Source organism: Flavobacterium sp. (genome assembly GCF_052437795.1).
Classification (GTDB): domain Bacteria; phylum Bacteroidota; class Bacteroidia; order Flavobacteriales; family Flavobacteriaceae; genus Flavobacterium.
In genome coordinates this window covers 639,224-661,618 of record NZ_JBQVPA010000001.1, presented here as the reverse complement: position 1 = coordinate 661,618, position 22,395 = coordinate 639,224, and the positions used below count along the sequence as shown (strand labels likewise).

At 47.9% G+C, this 22,395-nt stretch carries 15 protein-coding genes; 7 read left to right on the top strand and 8 right to left on the bottom strand.

What is annotated here, in order from left to right; all coding sequences use genetic code 11:
* Window positions 1–95 precede the first annotated feature (95 nt).
* The 4 genes from ACT6R0_RS03055 to ACT6R0_RS03040 form a co-directional block, all read right to left on the bottom strand.
* Complete coding sequence (locus tag ACT6R0_RS03055) at window positions 96–347, bottom strand: hypothetical protein (RefSeq protein WP_444651188.1); 252 nt, start codon at window positions 345–347, stop codon at window positions 96–98.
* Window positions 348–439: 92 nt separating this feature from the next.
* Entirely contained in the window at window positions 440–694 is a 255-nt protein-coding gene (locus ACT6R0_RS03050) for a hypothetical protein (protein ID WP_444651186.1), read from the bottom strand.
* Between the two features lie 10 nt (window positions 695–704).
* Entirely contained in the window at window positions 705–926 is a 222-nt protein-coding gene (locus tag ACT6R0_RS03045; protein ID WP_444651184.1) for a hypothetical protein, read from the bottom strand.
* Window positions 926–1,138: a hypothetical protein gene (locus ACT6R0_RS03040; protein WP_444651183.1), complete on the bottom strand. Its 213-nt coding sequence runs from the start codon at window positions 1,136–1,138 to the stop codon at window positions 926–928. Before ACT6R0_RS03040 ends, ACT6R0_RS03045 begins: the two co-directional genes overlap by 1 nt.
* A gap of 167 nt (window positions 1,139–1,305) precedes the next feature.
* Between ACT6R0_RS03040 and ACT6R0_RS03035 the strand changes: the two genes are divergently transcribed.
* The 3 genes from ACT6R0_RS03035 (at window position 1,306) to ACT6R0_RS03025 (ending at window position 7,485) form a co-directional block, all read left to right on the top strand.
* A complete protein-coding gene (locus ACT6R0_RS03035; RefSeq protein WP_444651181.1) occupies window positions 1,306–2,016 on the top strand; it encodes a helix-turn-helix domain-containing protein in 711 nt (236 codons plus the stop codon).
* A 153-nt stretch (window positions 2,017–2,169) separates the two neighbouring features.
* Window positions 2,170–6,660: a choice-of-anchor I family protein gene (locus tag ACT6R0_RS03030; RefSeq protein ID WP_444651179.1), complete on the top strand. Its 4,491-nt coding sequence runs from the start codon at window positions 2,170–2,172 to the stop codon at window positions 6,658–6,660.
* 90 nt (window positions 6,661–6,750) lie between these two features.
* The gene (locus tag ACT6R0_RS03025; RefSeq protein WP_444651178.1) at window positions 6,751–7,485 is read left to right on the top strand and encodes an ElyC/SanA/YdcF family protein; all 735 of its coding nucleotides are present in this window, start codon (window positions 6,751–6,753) and stop codon (window positions 7,483–7,485) included.
* A gap of 82 nt (window positions 7,486–7,567) precedes the next feature.
* Here ACT6R0_RS03025 and ACT6R0_RS03020 read toward each other — a convergent pair whose 3' ends face one another.
* Together ACT6R0_RS03020 and glmM are read right to left on the bottom strand one after the other, a co-directional pair.
* Window positions 7,568–8,182, bottom strand: a complete 615-nt coding sequence (locus ACT6R0_RS03020) for a hypothetical protein (protein ID WP_444651176.1) — start codon at window positions 8,180–8,182, stop codon at window positions 7,568–7,570.
* Between the two features lie 21 nt (window positions 8,183–8,203).
* Complete coding sequence (gene glmM, locus ACT6R0_RS03015) at window positions 8,204–9,595, bottom strand: phosphoglucosamine mutase (RefSeq protein ID WP_444651175.1); 1,392 nt, start codon at window positions 9,593–9,595, stop codon at window positions 8,204–8,206.
* Between the two features lie 257 nt (window positions 9,596–9,852).
* Between glmM and ACT6R0_RS03010 the strand changes: the two genes are divergently transcribed.
* The 4 genes from ACT6R0_RS03010 (at window position 9,853) to ACT6R0_RS02995 (ending at window position 13,222) form a co-directional block, all read left to right on the top strand.
* On the top strand, window positions 9,853–10,434 hold the full coding sequence (locus ACT6R0_RS03010; RefSeq protein WP_444651174.1) for an acyl carrier protein phosphodiesterase: 582 nt from the start codon (window positions 9,853–9,855) through the stop codon (window positions 10,432–10,434).
* Complete coding sequence (gene ggt / locus ACT6R0_RS03005) at window positions 10,431–12,119, top strand: gamma-glutamyltransferase (protein ID WP_444651173.1); 1,689 nt, start codon at window positions 10,431–10,433, stop codon at window positions 12,117–12,119. The genes ACT6R0_RS03010 and ggt overlap by 4 nt, the downstream gene beginning before the upstream one ends.
* A 200-nt stretch (window positions 12,120–12,319) precedes the next feature.
* Window positions 12,320–12,754, top strand: a complete 435-nt coding sequence (locus tag ACT6R0_RS03000; protein WP_444651171.1) for a DUF1801 domain-containing protein — start codon at window positions 12,320–12,322, stop codon at window positions 12,752–12,754.
* Between the two features lie 30 nt (window positions 12,755–12,784).
* Window positions 12,785–13,222 carry a VOC family protein gene (locus tag ACT6R0_RS02995; protein WP_444651170.1) on the top strand — a complete coding sequence of 146 codons (438 nt, stop codon included), beginning with the start codon at window positions 12,785–12,787 and terminating at the stop codon, window positions 13,220–13,222.
* A gap of 70 nt (window positions 13,223–13,292) precedes the next feature.
* Here ACT6R0_RS02995 and ACT6R0_RS02990 read toward each other — a convergent pair whose 3' ends face one another.
* Both ACT6R0_RS02990 and ACT6R0_RS02985 read right to left on the bottom strand, forming a co-directional pair.
* On the bottom strand, window positions 13,293–18,572 hold the full coding sequence (locus ACT6R0_RS02990; RefSeq protein WP_444651169.1) for a fibronectin type III domain-containing protein: 5,280 nt from the start codon (window positions 18,570–18,572) through the stop codon (window positions 13,293–13,295).
* A gap of 312 nt (window positions 18,573–18,884) precedes the next feature.
* Window positions 18,885–22,064, bottom strand: a complete 3,180-nt coding sequence (locus tag ACT6R0_RS02985) for a fibronectin type III domain-containing protein (protein ID WP_444651167.1) — start codon at window positions 22,062–22,064, stop codon at window positions 18,885–18,887.
* Window positions 22,065–22,395: the final 331 nt, after the last annotated feature.

The following is a 22,395-nucleotide window of genomic DNA, read 5'->3' as shown; positions in this document are numbered from 1 at the left end:
ATAGGTAACAGCAAAAAGCATTCCTTAATTGAACCACCCTACCTATCTCCCATCTATTATCCTCATCTCTCGTCTCTCGTCTATTATCTCCTCCCTCATATCCTCATCACGCTGTCGATGATCACGTTGTTATATGTCCCTTTCGATCCGTTGATATGGAATTCCACCTCGGCCACGTCGCCGGGGTAAAAGTCATTGAGCAGTTCGGTCTTATTACCAAGGGCTGAGGGGTAAAATATCCTGCCGTTCATTTCCTGCTCAAAGTGCAGCTGCCGGACACCTATGCCCGATCTTGTGGTCTTCAGTTCGCCTATGGCTACTATGATGCCTTTAATTTTGAAGTTCATAACCTTTAAGTTGATTTGTTGATTCGGGGATCGGTTATTTGTCATGTGCCGGTATGGTTTCGTACAAATAACCAGATCCACTTATAACCGGATTAGCAAGCTTTTACCTCTTTCGCTACCAGATTGTTGTACTGTATGCCGGAATTTTTAGAGATCTTACCCTCCAGCACCACGCTTACCTGTATCTCGTCGTTCTCCTTGTACGGCGCGAGCTCATCCATCATAAAGCCGCGGAATTCCACAAAGGCGCGTTGCCTGTGGTCGGGCACCAGCGTTACCACTTTCTTTTTGTGGCCTGCCATGTCCCTGTACTCAATGTGTTCGATAGTTCCTTTAATTGTTGTCATGATCTAAAATTTATTTGTTATTATTCTTTATTTGGTTGTTGGTTGGTCTATCTGCTGTCAACTTTTTATATCTTATTTTCCAAAGCCCGATGTCGCTCTTTGTCCTGCCTTCCCTTTCGTCCGAGAGCCAGTTGACCACCTCATTGTCCGAATCGTAATTGGAGACCAGTATGATCCCGGGCCAGTTGGCGGCACCTGTGTTTTTATGCTGTACTGTAAATCCTGCTCCCATCACTCTGTTATGGTAAAGCGCTTGTCGGCATTGAATTTCATAATAGCGGCAACTTCCAAAGGGGGTGCTGAAAAATTTTCACTTTTCTTCATCTCTTTTTTCTCTATATGTGAAAGTTGCTCATAATACAGAGCAATACGTTCATTATAACAGCCATTTACATTAAGATCAGACAGGTTTTTAATTGCCTGATTCAACTCTATCACTGTCATTTGGGAGAATTTTCGCAAGGCACTTGTTTTTAATGTGAAACTTTCCATATCTTTGTGTACATCTTTCAATTTGATGGTACAAAAGATCATGTGAAATAATTTCACATACAAATAAATTAAGTGAAAAATATTCACTTTTATTCGTTAAAATTTATAGTTGACTCAATATGAGTAATTTAGATTTAAAGACACGCAGGAAGGAAGCCGGCCTAACGCAGCAACAGCTTGCGATAGAGTTAGGTGTAGACCGCCGTACGATCATTAATTATGAAAAAGGCGAAAGCATACCGGAGTCGAAAGCCAAGCTTATCGATATTATCCTGGCGAGAAATGTAAAGCCTGTCCAGGCGATAGGAAGTGAAATTAATTCACTTTCTGTTTCAGATCCTTCAGAGCAGTTCGCCAATACGAATGGCAATGTATTTGAACTGAAGGGTGGGAAATTCAGGATCTACGTGAAGAAAGTCCCCGTGAAAGCCTTCGGGTCCTACCTGAGCGACTACCAGGACCCTGATTTTTTTGAAGAACTGGAGGACGTATCCTTTACGGTAGACCATTTTGCCAAGGGCCGCTACATCTGCTTTGAGGTGCAGGGCGATTCGATGGACGGAGGCAATATCAATGATGCCCCCGAAGGTGCCGAACTGCTTTGCCGTGAACTGGGCCGACAGCACTGGAAGGACGGTTTCCGCAACAGCGTGTACGGCTGGGTTATAGTACACAAGGATACCGTAATATATAAGGATATAACCGAGCTTAATTCCGAGACGGGCGATATCGTGTGCCATTCCCGCAGCGGACTGCCACAGCACCCCGATTTTACCATAAACCTTAACGAGGTAAGGCAGGTATGGAAGGTGATCAAAAGGGCTTACTAAGTTCACCGGATTAATTTATCATTAAGCGCGCCGGATGCATTTTACATTTAAAATACATCCGGCGCCTTCATAGTAATGGTTCTTTATTGTTAAGGTAATTTCTGCATAAAACACAACATAGACTTTTGTAGCTATTATAAAAACTACACAACTATGTTACACAACTATGCTAAAAAGGGGTTGTTGCTATTGGGCCTTGGCCTGGTATCACAGCTCGTCGGAGCACAGGAGCTCCTTCATTACTGGCATTTCAACACGCTGCCCACGGCTACCATTACAGCGCCTCTTGCAGCCGACCAATCTGAGATCGCAGGCACCACCTCCATTACCTATCCGGGAACAGGTGCAGGCTACCTTGATGATGTTGCCGGGAACATCCTGAACGCCGAAGAGGGTGTACTTGCAGGCAAAGGACTTCGCCCGCGCAATCCGAGCAACACCCGCGACCTGCTTATCGCATTCCCTACCACAGGTCATGAAGACATCATGGTGAAATTCGCCACAACAAGGACCAACCAGGGCGCTTCCGAGCAATTATACTTGTACAGTATAGACGGCGGAACCACATTTATTACTGCCGGGCTTCCCGTAACTACCTTTACCCCGACGGTTGACACGTACGGACTGGTAACTCTGGACTTTTCATTGATCGCCGGGGCTGCCAACAACCCTAACTTTGTTGTGAAGATCAACTTTGGCGGAACAACAGCTTCCGGCGACAGCGGGAATAACCGTTTTGACAATATTACTGTTGAAGGCAACGAGATCGCCACGCCGCAATTGCTGCACTACTGGCACTTCAACACACTCACTACAGGCACGATCACTGCCGCGCTTTCTACAGACTTTTCAATTGTAGAAGGCACAAAGTCCATCACATATCCGGGTACAGGTGCGGGCTATCTTGACGATGTGGCCGGTGATGCCCTTAACGCGCAGGCATCTGAAGCAGCCGGAAAAGGCCTTCGTCCGCGCAACCCGAGCAATACACGCGACCTGCTGATCGCATTCCCTACGACAGGCTATGAGGATATTGTTGTGAGATTTGCTACGACGAGGACCAACCAGGGCGCATCGGAGCAGCTATATTCTTACAGTATAGATGGTGGTACGACATTTATTACTACAGGGCTTCCTGTTGCCACATTTTCCCCTACGGTAGATACCTACGGACTGGTAACACTTGACTTTTCAGCTATCGCCGGTGCTAACAACAACCCGAACTTTATCGTAAAGGTAAACTTTGGCGGAACAACGGCATCGGGCACAAGCGGGAACAACCGCTTTGACAATATTACGGTAAACGGTGTTGCCATGGAAGGTACCCAGGATACTACGGCCCCGACCGTGACCATGGCTCCGGCTAACAATACGGTAAATACTGCGATCTTGGTACAGCCGACGATCACTTTCAACGAAGCGGTAAGGCTTATCAATGATTCAGCCATAAATAACACCAATGTTGATGCGCTCGTTGAGCTCCGGCTTAACAATGCTACAGGCATGGTCGTTCTGTTCGATGCTACAATATCAGGAAATACTATTACTATAGTTCCTGCGATCGCCTTGCTTAACAACCAGCAATATTATGTGGCGTTATTGCCTAACGTTGTGGAAGATATGAGCGGAAATGCCGTTACCGCAGCCCATGCGTCTACGTTTACCACGATAGCCGTACAGACCGTGATCGGTGCGGGCGATATGGTTTTCACCGCTTACAGGATGAATGCTACCGGTACTGAGGATGAGGTTGCACTGGTTACCTTTGTAGACATCGCGCCGGGAACATTCATCAATCTTGCCGATAACAAATATACTACCAATGCCCAGCCCATGTGTGCCGGCGGCATGGTATGGACCGCTACGACCTGCGTGCCTGCCGGTTCGGTAATTACGATACAGACGAGCGCCCTTACCGCCAGCACAGGCGTAGTAACAGGCAGTGGCTTTGGCCTTAGTTCAGATGGCGACCAGGTTGTTGTGTATGCCGGTACTGCCGCGGCACCAACATTCATCACAGCCCTTACTTCTAAAGGATGGGTGGCTGCCAATACCAACTGCTCGGGCAACGACTCAATGATCCCTGCAGGCCTTGCCGACGGTATCAGCGCTTTCAACGGGAGCACGATAGCCGGAAACGTTGCAGGCAATACTGTGAACGGTTTTTATAACGGAATAATGGTGGGTACTCCTGCCGAACTAAGGACCCTTATACTTAACCCTGCCAACTGGACAGGTATAGCCGGTGGCACTGCCCCACAAACATGGCCAACGTGGGCTTTCCCAAGCTCGCCAACGGTACAATCGGCTACTGTCGTTAACAACACTACGATACAGCTGGTATTCAACAATGAACTTGATGCTGCATCGGCTGCCGCAACAGCCAACTATACCGGCATTGCCGGCCTTGCTGCCGCTGTGCTTAACGGCAGCACCGTAACCCTTACCTATACTACCCCGTTCGCAGCAGGTACTGACTATGTACTTACTGTGAACAACGTCGAGGACGAGAATGGCCTTACCATGGCTTGTGCCTATACCTTCAGTTTTGACTATAACACGACCATCGCTTTTGCTACCGACTTTGTGGTAGTGAACGAAGATGCAGGTTCGCTGAGCTTTGTGCTTAACCTTACCAGCCCATCAGCAGGGTCGGTTGACCTTGTGGTAAAACCGGCGCCTTTTAGCACAGCCACGGCTGGTGAAGACTTTACCCTTGCCACACAGACGCTTACTTTTACAGGATCGAGCCAGCTTACGCAAACCATCAACATCCCCATCATTGATGATATCGAAGGAGAGCAGCAGGCAGAATACTTTGTACTAAGCCTTGAGAATGCTGTAGGCCTTACTGTTTCAGGACAAACACTGGCTACGATTTACATTAAAGATAATGACCGTGTTGCCCCGGTGCCAAACCAGGACATCCAACTGGATTTCATTACCAGCTTTGACCCATCGGGCGCTAATAACAGCACCTGCGAAATAGTAGCTTACGACCCTGCAAGCAAAAAGCTCTTCGCGACAAGCGCCGTAGAAGGAAGGCTTGACATCGTAAATTTCCAAAACCCACAGTCGCCTGTAACGATCAGCTCCATCGACATGAACATTTATGGCGGCGTGACCAGCGTGGCGGTAAAGAATGGTATCGTTGCCGTTGCCGCTCCTAGCGCTGTTGCTGAAGAGAACGGTAAAGTGGTATTCTTTGACATGAACGGCGTTTTCCTTAAACAGGTGACCGTTGGCGCACTGCCGGATAATATTTCCTTCACTCCTGATGGGAATAAAGTGCTTACAGCCAATGAAGGCCAGCCGAACAGCGATTACAGTGTTGACCCGGAAGGATCGGTAAGCATCATCGACATATCGGGCGGCGTTGCCGAACTTACCCAGGATGATGTGACTACATTATTGTTTACCGCTTACAATGCACAGGAGACGGCGCTTATCGCTTCGGGTGTCAGGAAGCTGAAGCTGACGAGCACATTGTCGCAGGACTTTGAGCCGGAATACATCACTACCGCTGCCAATTCAGAAAAGGCTTGGGTTACGCTTCAGGAGAATAACGCGATAGCGGAGATCGACCTTGCCAACAACACAATTGCCGATGTATGGGCGCTTGGCACGAAAGACATGAACGAGCCGGGCAACGGTTTCGACGTCTCTGACAATAATAACGAGGTGCTTATCGCCAACTGGCCGATACGGTCGTACTATATCCCTGACGCGGTTGCTTCGTACAGCGTGAACGGCACCAACTTTATCATCACGGCCAACGAAGGTGACGAAAAAGAATATACAGGCTTTGAAGAAAGGACGACCATAGGTGCTTCATCCTACCTGCTTGACGCGGCGAACTACCCGCAGGCGGCAATGCTTAAAAAGAGCCACAATGCCGGAAGGATGAGGGTAACCAACCTGAACGGCAACACGGATGGTGATGCTGAATTTGAGCAGATCTACTCGGTAGGTACGCGTTCGTTCTCTATCTTTAATACTGATACGAAAGCCATTGCTTACGACAGCGGCGATGACTTTGAAATGTATACATCCTCTGCCCTGCCATCGATCTTTAATGCTGACAGCGAAAGCAACACACCAAAATCAAGGAGCCGCGCCAAAGGCCCTGAGCCGGAAGGTGTGACCGTTGCTACGATCATGGATAAGACATTCGCATTCATCGGCCTTGAGCGCATAGGCGGTGTAATGGTTTATGATGTGACCAACCCGGAAGATGTGAAATTTGTTGACTACAAGAACAGCAGGAGCACATCTGCATGGACAGGCGACCACGGCCCTGAAGGCATCACTTTCATCAGCGCGGCCGACAGCCCTGACACCAAGCCGTACATCATTATAGCCAACGAGATAAGCGGTACGCTTTCCATCTTCGAGATAAACATGGAGAACCTTGGCACAGGCGAACACGGCAACAGCCCTAAGACATTCGTTGTGTTCCCTAACCCGGTGGAAGATGGCATTGCCTACTTTAACCGCGCTGCCGACATTGAGGTGTACGACTACAGCGGCAAGCTGATACTAACGGAAAAACAAGCCCTTACGATAGATACCTCCAGCCTGGCTACGGGCCTTTACCTGGTGAAGACTTCTGAAGGCATTACAAAAAAATTACTGGTTAAATAGTAGTTGTTGTTGCGATTTTAATTTTTTATCCTGCCTCCCTTCGGAGGCAGGATTTTTTTATGATAATCCCTATATTTAAGCAAAAAAACAATGGGTGCTTTTTGTAGTCCGCTGCCATTATTCTGGATATTGCTAATACTTGCACTGGCAGCATATAAAATAAAATACAGGCGTACCTGCAGGGTGCTGGCAGTGATCGCGTTTACCGAGTTATTCCTCTTTTCCGTAACCCCATTGCCTATTTGGATGCTGGAACGGCTGGAGCGGCAATATCCCGTATACAATGCGGCAGCAAATGATACCGACCTTCCTGTATTAGTACTGGGAGGAGGGCATACCAACGATAAAAGCCTCGAACCTGTCCAGCGGCTCTCAGCCCCGGCACTGGCAAGGCTCTGCGAGGGCATCAGGCAGCACCGCCTAAGTCATGGCGGAAAGCTGGTATTATCAGGATATTCAGCATCGGGCAATACCTCAGTAGCCGAAACAATGGCATTAACTGCAGTATCGTTAGGCATAAGCCCAAAAGATACTCTGATGATGACAAAGCCCGGTACCACGTTGGAAGAAGCACAGGAATATAAAAAACGGTTTGGGACAAAGGGCAAATTCATTTTGGTGACGAGCGCCTCGCACATGCCCAGGGCCATGGAAGCTTTCAGGAATGCTGGGCTGGACCCCATTCCGGCACCGGCATTCCAGCAAATAAAGCCCGAAGCCGGGAAAAGCGTTTACGGCTGGAAGCCATCGGGCAATAAGCTGATCTATACCGAAATGGCAATGCACGAATATGTGGGGATGTGGTATTATAAGTGGTTTAAGTAACTTCGGTGTTTCGGGTTCGGAGTTCTGGGTTGAAGTTATCTGGGGATACCATAAACAATCCCATTTTCCCTGAAAAGCTTTTTTAATTCTTCAAAGCGGCCATAGCATATCGTAGCCTCCGATATTGATCCAACCAATCAGGGTCGGGCCATAAAGCAGTTCGGTCGCATTCGAAATCTATCTGAAAACAGCATATCACATTATTTTCTTCATCAAAAAATAATACGGAATTTCGTGGGGATCTACAAAGAGTCCCCGAAAACGAGATCTTATCCCCCGGTCTATCTACCGTATAATTGCACAGAATATTGCTCAACTCATTTTTAGCGGAAACACCAAATTCTTTTTCTTCCGTAACAAAATAGACCGTTGGACGAGCTGAACCTTCAGGCTGGACGACATATTTTTTTATTACCTCAGGATTAATGGCTTTCGCTTCGTCCACAGTAAGGCTATCAGCTAATTCGTCCTCAGGAAGAACTAACTGCTTATTACAGTATGCGATCAATACCACTCTTTTCGTTTTATTGAACGGGAATATTTTATTACGTTCTGCCACTGTTTTTTTTCCATAGTAGCCGCACTTCGCCTCCTGCGCAAATCCTGCTAAACTTAGGAAACAAATAAGAATGAGAATGTAGTTTTTCATATCGGCTAAAATAAAAATTCCCCCGTCATACAACGGAGGAATTTTCATAAATTATATATTCACAAGTAGTTATATTCCCGCTACTGCCTTTATCTCATCAATGATGCGTATGGCAAGGGCATCAGCTTTGTCCTGCGTCTGCGCTTCAGTATAGATGCGGATGATGGGTTCGGTGTTCGATTTCCTGAGGTGTACCCACTCTTCGGCAAAGTCGATCTTCACGCCGTCGATCGTCGAAATTTCTTCATCCTTATATTTTGCGGCCATGCCTTCAAGAATGGCATCCACATTGATCTGCGGTGTAAGCTCGATCTTGTTTTTGCTCATGTAGTATTGGGGGTACGAAGCCCTCAACGCGGCTACCGAAGTAATGTTGTTCTCTGCCAAATACGTAAGGAACAGCGCCACACCCACGAGTGAGTCGCGGCCATAGTGCAGCTCAGGGTAAATGATGCCGCCATTGCCTTCGCCGCCAATGATGGCATTGTTTTTCTTCATCAGTTCAACCACGTTCACTTCGCCCACAGCGCTGGCCTCATACGTACCGCCATGTTTTTGGGTGATATCGCGCAATGCACGCGATGACGACATATTGCTTACGGCATTGCCGGGCGTTTTGCTTAGTACATAATCGGCACAGGCTACCAGCGTATATTCTTCACCGAACATTTCACCATCTTCAGATATGAACGCAAGGCGGTCCACATCCGGATCGACCACGATCCCGAAGTGCGCTTTTTCCTTAATAACAAGTTCGCAAATATCGCCAAGGTGTTCCTTCAGCGGTTCCGGGTTGTGCGGGAAATGCCCGTTCGGCTCGCAGTATAATTTCACTACCTCTACCCCCATCTGCTCCAGCAGTTTGGGGATGATGATGCCGCCCGATGAGTTCACGCCATCTACCACTACCTTAAAGCCTGCCTTTTTAACGGCCTCAGCATCAACAAGAGGCAGTTCGAGCACTTCATCGATATGTATGTCCATATAGGCATCGTTCACGGTAATTTCGCCCAGGCTGTCCACATCCGAGAAATCGAATGCCTCGTTTTCGGCGATCTCCAGTATCTTAGCACCATCGGCACCGCTAAGGAATTCGCCTTTTTCGTTAAGCAGCTTCAGGGCGTTCCATTGTTTTGGGTTATGGCTCGCGGTAAGGATGATACCGCCATCGGCTTTTTCAAGCGGTACGGCCACCTCTACTGTTGGCGTGGTCGAAAGGCCCAGGTCGATCACATCGATGCCCAGCCCGATCAATGTATTTACCACAAGGTTATGTATCATAGGGCCCGAAATGCGTGCGTCACGGCCTATTACTACGGTTAGTTTTTCCTTGCCGGCATGGCCCTTTAGCCATATACCGTAAGCCGATGCGAATTTTACTGCATCAACGGGCGTAAGGTTGTCGCCTGTTTTTCCGCCGATCGTGCCGCGGATGCCCGAAATAGATTTGATCAATGTCATTGGTTGTATTTTTGGTGGAACAAAGATAAACTTTTACCAATTCATCCGTATAGGTTTATGTGTTGGGATAGGGTTATTTTTTTCAGACCTCACCCCCGGCCCCTCTGCAAAGGAGAAGGGAGAAGCTTCACTTTTGCCGCAAAGTCCTCACCCCGGCCTTCTCCAAAGAGAGGGTGACGTGACGTAACACTCTTGACGGATTCAAGTTTATGTAAATCAAATTTTGCAGCCCAAAAACAAATGCCTAAATTCGGGATATGAATTTCCTGGCACACATATACCTTTCCGGCGATAATGACCTTATAAAGATCGGTAACTTCATAGCCGACGGCATTCACGGCAAACCCGAAAATTTTCCGCCCGATGTGCAGAAAGGCATTATCCTGCACCGCCATATTGATACCTATACCGATGCACACCCCATTTTCCGGCAGGGGACAAAACGCCTGCACGCGGCCTACCACCACTACGCCGGGGTGATCATGGATATTTTTTACGACCATTTTCTGGCGAAAAATTTTAAGGAATACAGCGAGATCCCGCTGGCCGATTATGTGTCCGACTTTTACCGGAACCTTAACGATAATCACGATCTGCTGACCGACCGCGCCAAAGGTATGATGCCCTACATGATACAGCACGACTGGCTGGGCAGCTATGCCACGGTGGAAGGCATCGGGCGCATTCTCGCACAAATGGACCATCGTACCAAATACCGGTCGGGCATGGGGAGATCGGTAAAGGAACTGGAAGAATTCTATGACGAATACGACAGGGAGTTCCGCGAATTCTTTGCCGACATCCAGCAGCATGTAAAGGAAAAAATGGCAGAGCTATGACCAGGAAATTGCTGTTGATCCTCACTTTGGCGGCAGCCTGCAAACCAACGCAACATCCTTCGGTAAAACCAACAGGGCTTGTAGCTAATAAGACCATGGTAGTATCGGCGCGTATCGAAGCCTCTGAGATCGGGGTAGAGATTATGCGTAAAGGCGGCAATGCCTTTGATGCCATGGCGGCTACCGAGCTGGCCTTGGCTGTGGCCTACCCTTATGCCGGGAATATTGGCGGCGGCGGGTTCATGGTTTACCGGACAGCCGATGGCAAAACCGGCTCGCTGGACTACCGGGAGAAAGCCCCAATGGCAGCCCATGAAAAAATGTACCAGGATGCCAATGGCAACGTGATACAAGGCAGGAGCATCAAAGGCGCAACGGCAAGCGGTATCCCCGGTACTATAGCGGGAATATTCGCGGTGCATGAAAAATTCGGTTCCCTGCCGATCGGCGATATCATGGAACCCGCGATACGCCTGGCCGAGCACGGTGTCGTAGTGACCGAAAAACAACAGGCACAGATGGATAAATACCGCAATGCCATTGTTGAGGTAAGCGGCCCGAACACTTTGCTTGCGCATCCTTATAAAGCGGGTGACACCATACGATATCTGGCTTTCGCAAAAACGCTGAGGCGCATACAAAAGAACGGGCGGCCTGAATTTTACAAAGGCGAAACGGCGCAAAAGCTGGTGGAATTCCTCAGCAAGAATGGAGGCATCATTACGCTTGACGACCTTGCGGGTTATGAAGCAAAATGGCGTGACCCGATCGTTTTTGACTATAAAGGCCTGAAAGTGATATCGATGGCGCCGCCCAGCAGCGGGGGTATTTGCCTGGCACAGATCATAAAGATGATCGAGCCGTACGATATTTCGGGGATGGGGCATAATTCGGCGAAGGCCATTCGGCTAATTACTGAAGCCGAGCGCAGGGCATACGCCGACCGAAACCACTTTTTGGGCGACCCGGACTTTGTGGACATCCCGGTTAAGAAATTACTCGACAGCAAGTACCTGAAGAAAAGGATGGGTACTTTCTCATTTGAAAAAGCCACGCCTTCCGCTACCGTATCGCATGGCAGCCTGCAGTTCCCTGAGAGTATGGAGACGACCCACTACTCTATCGTGGACCAATTCGGGAATGCTGTCTCTGCGACAACAACGATCAACGATGCTTTCGGATCGAAGCTGTATTGCGATGAGCTGGGCTTTTTCCTGAACAACGAGATGGACGACTTTAGTGCCAAGCCGGGAACGCCTAACATGTTCGGGCTTATTGGCGCGAAAGCCAACAGCATAGCACCCGGCAAACGTATGCTAAGCTCGATGACACCTACGATAGTTGAGAAAAACGGCGAACTGTTCATGGTAGTGGGTACACCCGGCGGATCGACGATCATAACATCGGTACTGCAAACGATACTGAATGTATATGAATTCGGCATGTCGATGCAGGATGCGGTAAATGCGGCACGTTTCCACCACCAATGGCTTCCCGATGAGGTGGTTTTTGACCCTAACGGCTTTAGTCCGGAATTGCTGGACGAGCTGAGGAAAAAGGGCTATAAGATCAACGAAAAAACTACGCCTGTGATCGGTAAGGTAGATGCTATATTGATCTTACCGGATGGCAAAATGGAAGGCGGGGCCGATCATCGTGGTGATGATAAGGCAGCAGGGTTTTAGGAAATTCAAAAACATTTTGACGGCCAACCATATATTGACACAAAAGTCGACACAGGAACTTCCTTCGGTATCATTGCAGCAATACCTCAGCATTATGTTGCCGGATATTCAGACGAAGGCGTGAACCTGATAGTATTGACATTTTGGAAAACTAACTTATTGCCTTTTTAATTAACTTAGCTGTCCTAAGATCCAGTTTAATGGCAGAGATAAAAACCAAAGTGAGCGAGGCAAGTGTGGAAGATTTCATCAACTCGTTCGCCGATACCGAACAAAAGAAGCAGGACAGTTTTGAACTTGTAAAGATAATACAGGAGCATACCGGGCATCCGCCAAAAATGTGGGGTCCGAGCATCATTGGCTTTGGGAGCTATGAGTATAAATACGATAGCGGGCACGGAGGCATAATGCCGCTGGTTGGATTTTCACCACGCCGATCGGCTATTTCGTTATATATCTACACAGGAGATAAAGAGCATGAGCACCTGCTGGAAGGCCTTGGCAAATTCAAAATGGGCAAGGCGTGCATTTATGTAAAGAAGCTCTCCGAGATCAACATCGACCAGTTCAAAAAGGTGATGGATGCGAGCATTGCCTATCTTCGGGAAAAATATGTAGTAGACGATCTACCATAAATAGTTACCAAATCCAAACAAACAAAAACTATGGCAACAACAAACACCTACCTGAATTTTAACGGTGACTGCGAACAGGCATTCAACTTTTACAAAAGTGTGTTCGGCGGCGAGTTCGCTTACATCGGCCGGTTTGGCGACATGCCGCCAAGCGATGAGTACACCATGCCTGAAAGCGACAATAATAAGATCATGCACGTTTCGCTCCCGATCGGCACATCGGTATTAATGGGCAGTGATACCGGAGGCGACTGGGCACCGTCATTTGTGCAGGGCAACAACTTTTCGGTATCTGTCACTGCTGAAAGCAAAGAGGAAGCAGACATCATTTTCAACGGACTTGCCGAAGGCGGAAAAATAACAATGCCGCTTGAGAACACCTTTTGGGGCGATTATTTCGGGATGCTTACAGATAAGTTCGGCATTAACTGGATGATGAGCTTTAATGAAGATAACAAGGAAAAATAATCCCTGACCCCTATAAAATTCAAAGCCCCACCAAAATTGGCGGGGCTTTTCTGTTGCTAAAATATGAAACTTAGAAAACTATTTTACGGCTTGCCTTCATGCCCTGTGTGGTCCCTACCTGCACAATAAGCATTTGGCCCTGGGCCTGCAATGTTGTTATTGAAGTTGTCGCAGCATTTACATTCGCCGCGCTGTACAGCAGCCTGCCATGCACATCATAAACAGCTACCGACTTCATATCGGTAGCTCCGGTGGTGATATTGATGGCGTTGCCCTGTTTGTATACTATCAGGCTGTTGCTGTCAAATTCTGGAGTAGCGGTATTTAGCGCTTCGGCATATACCACATCGAACCTTGCTGTTACAACGCCTGTGTTTGATGTAAAGCTATATGGCGACAGTTTCAGGTCGTGCGTAATTCCAAGCAGGTTATCCCTTAGGAAAATATCCTGCCCCTGGTCAAACACACCATCAAAATGGTCAAGCGAGATGGTATATTCACCCGCAGCGTTCACTTTATATTCAACAGGCACTACATCAGCCGCATCAAATGCTGCCCTTGCCTGGATGCCCAGCTTCGATTGGCCCGCAAGCGAATAGATAGCCAGCTCGCCATCGGTTATAGCGGTTCCGTCCCAGCCATAATCAAGGCCTGTGGTAGTAGTAGGCGTATACGCTATGGTGGTTTGTCCAAAAGTTCCTTCCGCATTAGTGATATTAAGCCATAGTCGCGACTTTTCAACCTGGGTATCCATGGCATTACGGAACATCTGGTTGTTATTTACCGCCCTGCGCATACTATTCTTAAACGATACCGTTCCCGATGTTGCACGCACGATAAACCCCTGGCCTGAATTGATAACCCAGTCGTCGCTGTTGTTAGGGTTGGTGAACAACCCGTTGCTGCTGTCGCCAAATGCATTGCCCGAGTTGGCATTATAGCCGGCAAGGGTTAACGAACAGTAGCTTGACGTACCCGCACCATTCTTCTTCCTCCAGAAGAATATAGGGGTATTACTTGCAAGGTTGGCTTGATTCTCCTCAAAGAAGGCAGCGATATTAATAGCCGAAGGATACGGGTTGCTTATGGCATTAAAACCTTTAATGTCATTTTCGTCTCCTTCCGCATCAAGGGCAGCTGTAACAGGAACGTTGATATCCCCATTGTTAGGCACGCCTTTAAATGTACCTGTCCAACTTACAGGGGCGATATCATTGCTCACAAAATCCAGGTGGTTATTGGCAACACGTATGAGGTAGCCTTTTCCGGTTGCGAAATCATTTGTGTCAGGAGCGATGGAATTGTAGGTATCGGTTACAGGATTGTAGGTATAGAACCTGTTGCTAAGCGTGTTTTCTGAAAACAGCTGCAGGTTCTGTCCGCTTACAGGCGAACCCCACAGGGCATAATCGAGCCTGTACATTGGTGCACTGTCTTTAACGACCGATATTTCACCTGTGTTCTGCTCATTATTTTCCTGTATCAGGTTGGCATTGTTCTGTAATGTAAAAGTCGCTTCATTATCCACATCGATCGCGCCCAGTATGGTAAAGTTATCGCCATCGGCAACAACAACCTCCCCACCAGCAACAGAGAGCGATGCCGCAATGATCTCCCCGTTCGAAGCTGAATTATAATCATCATTAATGACAGCAGCATATTGATAAGAGACCGGGATGCCGTTGCTCCAGGTGCCATTTTCCCAAACGGTGGTAAATACGTCGCCCGTACCACCGGCGCAGGTATCACCCACTATATAGTCAAAATATTTTGTGACAGACTGCCCGCCCGCATAGGCGAACTTCACCGCGTATGTAAGCAGCGTTCCCTGAGTAAGCCCCTGGAGCGTAACTGAATAAGTGAGACCCGAAACATGCGCCATCGGCGTTTCTAAAAGGGGGCTTTGCTGCCTCAGGTACGCGACCACGCCCGTTTTATCACTATCAAGAAGCGTAAATGTAACGGTAACATCGGTGCCATTGGTCGCAAAATCATAATTGTAACCTATTGAAAATCCGCCATCCGTAGCCTCTGAATCAATACCGGCACAAGGCGTATTATTGTGCGCCGGGGTAGTTACAGGTACTACTATGGCATTGTTGGCCGCCTGGTTACCGTAATCGTCGCTGGCGGCTATGCTAAAGCTATAAGCTGTTTCAGGAGATAGCGGAGTAATGACATGTGAAAGCTGCTCTCCTGAGATACCTGAAATGGCGATCGTAGTTCCGCCATACGTGATGTTGTAGGTAACTTCGCCGGAATCATCCGTAGCATTCAGTAATAATTCTACCGATGTTGAAGTCACCTGGCCCGTTGTAGCTGTAAAGTTTTCCGGGGCTTCGGTATCGAGTACCGGCGGCACGCATGTATCACCCACAGTATAGGTAAAATACTTAGTTGTAGAAGCATTCCCCGCGTAGGCGAATTTCATTGCGATCTGGATGACAGATCCCGGCGTTTGCCCGGTTATCGTACGGCTAAAGGTAAGCCCTGAACCTGCCTGTATCTGCGGGCTTTCTGCAAAAGCGCCATTCACAACGGTCCAAAGGTAAGCTACCACGCCTGTCTTATCTGTATCTAATAATGTAAATGTTGCGGTAACAGTGCTGCCGTTGGTCACAAAATTATAATTGTAGCCGGTGGTAAAGCCCGGCGTCCCCTGTGCCTGCGCGCTGGTGCCCGAACAGGCCGTGTTGGTATCTATAGCCGTAGTGGCCTGTACACTCAGCGGGTTATTGGCTGCTACGTTGTTGGCCGCATCTTTGGCAGTAATGCTAAACGTGTAAGCCGTCTCGGGAGTAAGGTTGCTGATGATAACTGACTTTTGCTCGCCTGATACACCCGTAGCATTTACGGTCGTAGCGCCGTAGGTAATGGCATAATTTACCGAACCTGAATTATCAGTAGCATTTAGCAGCAGCTGTATTGATGTTGCCGTAATTGTACCAGCTGTAGCGGTAAAGGCAGTTGGTGCTTGTGTATCTACCACCGGAGGTGCGCATGTATCGCCAACAGTGTAACTAAAATACTTTGTTGTAGAAGCATTGCCCGCATAGGCGAATTTCATGGCGATCTGGATGACAGCCCCCGGAGTTTGCCCTGTGATCGTACGGCTAAAAGTAAGGCCGGAACCTGCCTGAATCTGCGGGCTTTCTGCAAAAGCGCCATTCACAACGGTCCAAAGGTAAGCCACAACACCCGTCTTATCTGTATCTAATAATGTAAAGGTAGCGGTAACAGTGCTGCCGTTGGTCACAAAATTATAATTGTAGCCCGTCGTAAAACCCGGCGTACCCTGTGCCTGCGCACTGGTGCCCGAACAGGCCGTGTTGGTATCTATAGCCGTAGTGGCCTGTACACTTAGCGGGTTGTTGGCTGCTACGTTGTTGGCCGCGTCTTTGGCAGTAATGCTGAATGTATAAGGAGTATTTTGTGTAAGGTTGTTGATCATTACTGACTTTTGTACACCCGATGAACCTGTGGCATTTACCGTTGTCGAGCCATAGGTGATCGTATAATTTATTGTGCCCGAATTATCTGTTGCGTTAAGCAATAACTCTACCGATGAGGTCGTTACCGCGCCTTCTGTTGCTGTAAAAGCCGTTGGCGCCTGGGTATCAGCAGGGACTACGCCGCAGGTATCGCCCACGGTATAACTAAAATACTTTGTTGTAGAAGCATTGCCCGCGTAGGCGAATTTCATGGCGATCTGGATGACAGCCCCCGGAGTTTGCCCTGTGATCGTACGGCTAAAAGTAAGCCCTGAACCTGCCTGTATCTGCGGGCTTTCTGCAAAGGCGCCATTTACAACGGTCCACAGATACGCTACAACACCTGTTTTATCTGTATCTAATAATGTAAAGGTAGCGGTAACAGTGCTGCCATTGGTCACAAAATTATAATTGTAGCCGGTGGTAAAGCCCGGCGTACCCTGTGCCTGCGCGCTGGTGCCCGAACAGGCTGTGTTAGTATCTACAGCAGTTGTGGCCTGTACACTTAGCGGGTTGTTGGCCGCTACGTTGTTGGCCGCGTCTTTGGCAGTAATGCTGAATGTATAAGGAGTATTTTGTGTAAGGTTGTTGATCACTACTGACTTTTGTACACCCGATGAACCTGTGGCATTTACCGTTGCCGAGCCATAGGTGATCGTATAATTTACTGTGCCCGAATTATCTGTCGCGTTAAGCAGCAGCTGTATTGATGTTGACGTGATCGTTCCTGCCGTGGCCGTAAAGGCTGTAGGCGCCTGGGTATCGGTAACAGGTGGCGCGCAGGTATCGCCTACAGTATAAGCAAAATATTTTGTCCTTACCAAACCGTTCGCATAGGCAAACTTTACACAAAAGTTGTAGGTCTGCCCCGGAGTAAGCCCGGACATGGTTTTTGTATATGTAAGGCCGGATGTATTGGTCATGCCAGCTTCTGTAAATGGTGACTGTAGCCATAAATAAGCATTTATACCTGTCTTGTCGGTATCCAGTAAAGTAAAGGTTGCGGTAACACTGCCACCATTGCTTTGAAAGTTATAATTATATCCGGTAGAAAAAGTCCCCTCTGCTGCCTGAGCGCTGGTACCGGAGCAAGCTGTGCTGGTATCGGCCGTAGTAGTTGCAGCCACGCTGACAGGAGCATTTGCCGCCGTATTGTTGGCAGCATCTTTTGCAGTCACGTTAAAGGTATATGCCGTACTTGGGTTGAGGCCACTGATCACCTTTGACTTTTGTACACCTGATGTTCCGGAAACGGTAGTTGTATTGGATCCATACGTTATAGTATATGTTACCGATCCGGAATCATCTGTGGCATTGAGCAAAAGCTCTACCGATGAAAATGTTACCGCACCCGCTGTGGCCGTAAAAGCTGTAGGCGCCTGGGTATCTGTCACTGCGCTGCAGTTATTGCCAACTACATAATTTATCCATTGTGTTACTACCATCCCCCCAGCATAGGCAAACTTTACAGCTATGCCTATCGTCGCACCGGGCTGTTGGTTAGGTATGGTGCCCGTAAAATTCAACCCTCCGGCGTTGGCCATAGACGTTTCGGTGAAAGGGGTCTGTGTCCTTACATAAGCAACAACACCAGATTTGTTATCCAACAGGGTGATCGCTACATTTACCGTAGATCCCGTAGTTGAGAACGTATAATTGTAGCCTGTGGTAAATGTACCTTCAGATGCCGCTGTACCTGTGCCCGAACAGCCGGTAAAAGTTGCAGCACCAGAAGTGGAGTTGTCCAATGAATCAGTACAACCGGCATCATACGCCCCTCTCCCAAAAGCATATTGCGAAAGGACTGCCATAAGCACCAGCAAAAACCTCCCGATGCGTATTTGATAATTTTGTTTCATAAACTTTATATTTTCAGCCAAATTAGTCCTAATTATTTATATAATAATTAAAACATTAGTATACACAAACCATACAACACATTGTTTTTTACCACAACGTACCGGTTCCGCCTATACATTAACAATACATTAACAATGTAACTGTACCGTTTTCTTGATGATTACGAAATCGATATAGAAACAACCTCTTCGGCATTGTGATCTTTAAAACATTTATATGCTTATTCTGATCACAGATCATCCTCACTATGTTTAAACAAAAAGGACCGCCCGGTCGGGGCAGTCCTTTCAGAATGGATATTTATGTTTTGCTTATTCCACCAGTAGTTTTTTAGTAGCTGTTTTGTTGCCGGAAAGTATCTTTACTATATACAGTCCCGCAGGAAGGCTCTCAACATTCATAGTGTTATCACTGCTTTCCAGAACTTTTGCCCCAAGGACAGAGAACATTTCAACTTTAGATAATGTTTCAGTGCCCAGGTCAAAATTCACTACTCCGTTAGACGGGTTAGGATACATTTTTACAACCTGATCAAGATCTGGCCTGCCTACACCCAGTTCGCATTCCTCGCCTACTGTATAGGTAAAATACTTAGTCACCGACAGACCGCCTGCATAGGCGAACTTAACTGCGAAGTTGTAGTCCTGTCCTGCAGTAAGTCCCGTAACTGTTGCCGAGAACGAAAGCCCTGTGCCTTGTGCCATAGCAATTTCGGCAAAAGGTGTTTCCTGCCATACATAAGCTACAACGCCTTCTTTATCGGTATCCAAAAGCTCGAATGTTACCACTACATCGTTACCCACTGTTTCAAAATGGTAGGTATATCCTGTAGAGAAAGTTCCCTGCTGTGCTACATTGCTCATACCCTCACACTCCGTATTGGTATCTTCTTCCGTTCCTGCCTGTAATGTTACAACGCTCACTGCCATGTTCCCTGCAGCATCGGTAACCGTAATGGTAAATATATATTGTGTTTCCGGCAATAGGTTGTTTATCACTACCGATCCCATTTCACCGGACTCGCCGGTAACGGTAATGGCAGTTCCGCCATCGTAGGTAATGGTATAGATCACATCGCCTGAATTATCTGTAGCGGTAAGCAGTAGCTCAATGGAAGTTGCCGTAACCGCTCCTGTGTTTACTTCAAGGCCGGCCGGCGCTTCCGTATCTTCTTCACCTGTGCCGCAATCCTCGCCAACTTGATAGTTGATGTATTGTGTCACGACCAATCCGCCCGCGTAGGCGAACTTAACCGCAATGCCAATGGTATTACCCATGGTTTGCCCTGTAAGCGTACCTGTAAAGGTTAAATTCCCTTCAGCATCCATGCCCGACTCTGCGAACGGTGCCTGCTGCCATAGGTAGGCCACTACACCTTCTTTGTCGGTATCCAGCAATGTAATAGTGACATTTACGCTGTTGCCCACTGTTTCAAACTCATAGGTATATCCTGTAGAGAAGGTTCCGTCCTGTGCTGCATTGCTCGTACCCGCACATGGCGTGTTCTCGTTGCCGCCACCTTCTTCAGGCGTCGTAGCCATAACCACTATTGGGTTATTCGCCGCCATGTTGCCCGCAGCGTCCGAAGCCGTAATGCTAAAGCTGTAGGCAGTCTCAGGAGAAAGCCCTTCGATCACTACTGTCTGCTGGCCCGAAGCCACAGTAACCGTCTCTGTTTCCATACCGTAAGTAATGGTATAGGTTACCGAACCTGAATTGTCTGTACCGTTAAGCACCAGTTCAACCGTGTTCGCCGTTACAGTACCGAGCGTAGCCGTAAAACCGGTCGGGGCCTGGGTATCTGCTGTTGGCGCGCAGTCCTGTCCAACTATATACGGAATGTATTGGGTAACTGCCAATCCGCCTGCATAAGCAAATTTTACAGCGATATTTATTGTACTGCCTGCTGCCTGCCCTGCAATGGTACCTGTAAAAGTAAGGTTCCCCGCACTTTGCATTTGTACCTCGGCAAATGGTGTTTGTATCCATAGGTAGGCCACTACGCCTTCTTTGTCGGTATCAAGCATTGTCATGCTAACATTCACATTGCCGTTAACCGTTTGTATCGAATAGCTGTACCCCGTATTAAAAGTACCATCCTGCGCCGCAGTACCTGTACCCGTACACGGCACACTGCTCATGTTCGAAAGTGTGGTCGCATTTACCGTAACAGGATTATTTGCCGCGGCGTTGCCTGCGCCATCGGCAGCAGTTACGGTAAATGTATAAGCGGTCGCTGCCGTAAGGTCAGTTATAACATAAGCGGTCTGCTCGCCAGAGTTACCTGTTACCGTAGCAGTCATACCTCCATAAGTAATGGTGTACACAACAGTGCCCGAATTATCCGTACCGTTAAGCAGCAATTGTACCGAGTTGGCCGTAACCGTACCCGCTGTAGCTGTAAAGCCGGTAGGGGCCTGAGTATCGCTACCGCCGCCTGTACAGTTCTCGCCCACAACATAATTGATGTACTGCGTGACCACCAGGCCGCCGGCATAGGCGAACTTAACAGCTATGCCTATCGTAGCGCCGGGTGTCTGGCCCGGTATCGTGCCTGTAAATGTAGGTGCGGTCCCACCCATTGGTACTTCTGAAAATGGCATTTGCGTCCTTAAATATGCAACAACACCCGTTTTGTCTGTATCTAAAAGCGATACCGAAACATTTACGGTAGTGCCTGTTGTAGAAAAAGTATAGCTGTACCCCGTAGAGAATGTGCCCTCAGATGCTGCATTGCCCGTTCCCGCACAAGGCGTGTTGGCTGGGGCTGCCGATGTGGTAGCCTGTACCACGATAGGGTTGTTGGCCGCTGTATTGCCGGCAGCATCGGCCGCAGTAATGCTGAACGAATAAGCGGTACCTGCCGAAAGGTTATTGATAACGACCGGCAACTGGGTTCCCGAAGTGCCTGTTACCGTATTTGTTGATGAGCCATAAGTTATGGTATATACCACACTTCCCGAATCGTCAGTGCCGTTGAGCAGCAGTTGTACCGAATTGGCCGTAACCGTACCCGCTGTCGCTGTAAAGCCTGTAGGGGCCTGGGTATCACCGCCGCCACCTGTACAGTTCTCACCTACCACATAATTGATGTATTGTGTTACGGCCATTCCGCCGGCGTAGGCGAACTTAACCGCTATGCCTATCGTAGCACCGGGTGTCTGCGCAGGGATCGTACCTGTAAATGTAGGTGCAGTACCGGTCATAGGTGCTTCAGTAAATGGCATTTGTGTCCTTACATAAGCAACAACACCTGTTTTATCGGTGTCCAACAATGTTACAGAAACATTCACAGTAGTGCCTATTGTAGAGAATACATAGCTGTAGCCTGTAGAGAATGTACCCTCAGATGCAGCACTGCCTGTTCCTGAGCAGGGCGTATCGAACGATGTGCCGGTCGTTTTACCAGTACTGTAACCCGAGTAATGTGTAAAAGCCACACAAACCATCAGTAATAGTACCTTAATACATTTTTGATAATTTTTCTTCATAAATTTTATATTTTCAGCTAATATATGCCTAAATAACTATTATGTTACCCGGCTTTAAGTATATACAAACCATACACGCACACGATTTGATGCTACAACATTGCAATTGCACCTATACATCAACACTACAACTACACCGTTTTCGTAACACATCCTCAAAACAGTATTTTTAGACATCCTTAACAAAACACTGGGACTGCCAAAATCATTACATATGATCGGCCTACATCATTCAGCGAAATTGCAGGCACATCGCATAAGGTCATGTGTATGTGATAGAGAAAAGTAACACGAGATGTAGATCAGGAACTGTAATTGTCATCGGTATCGA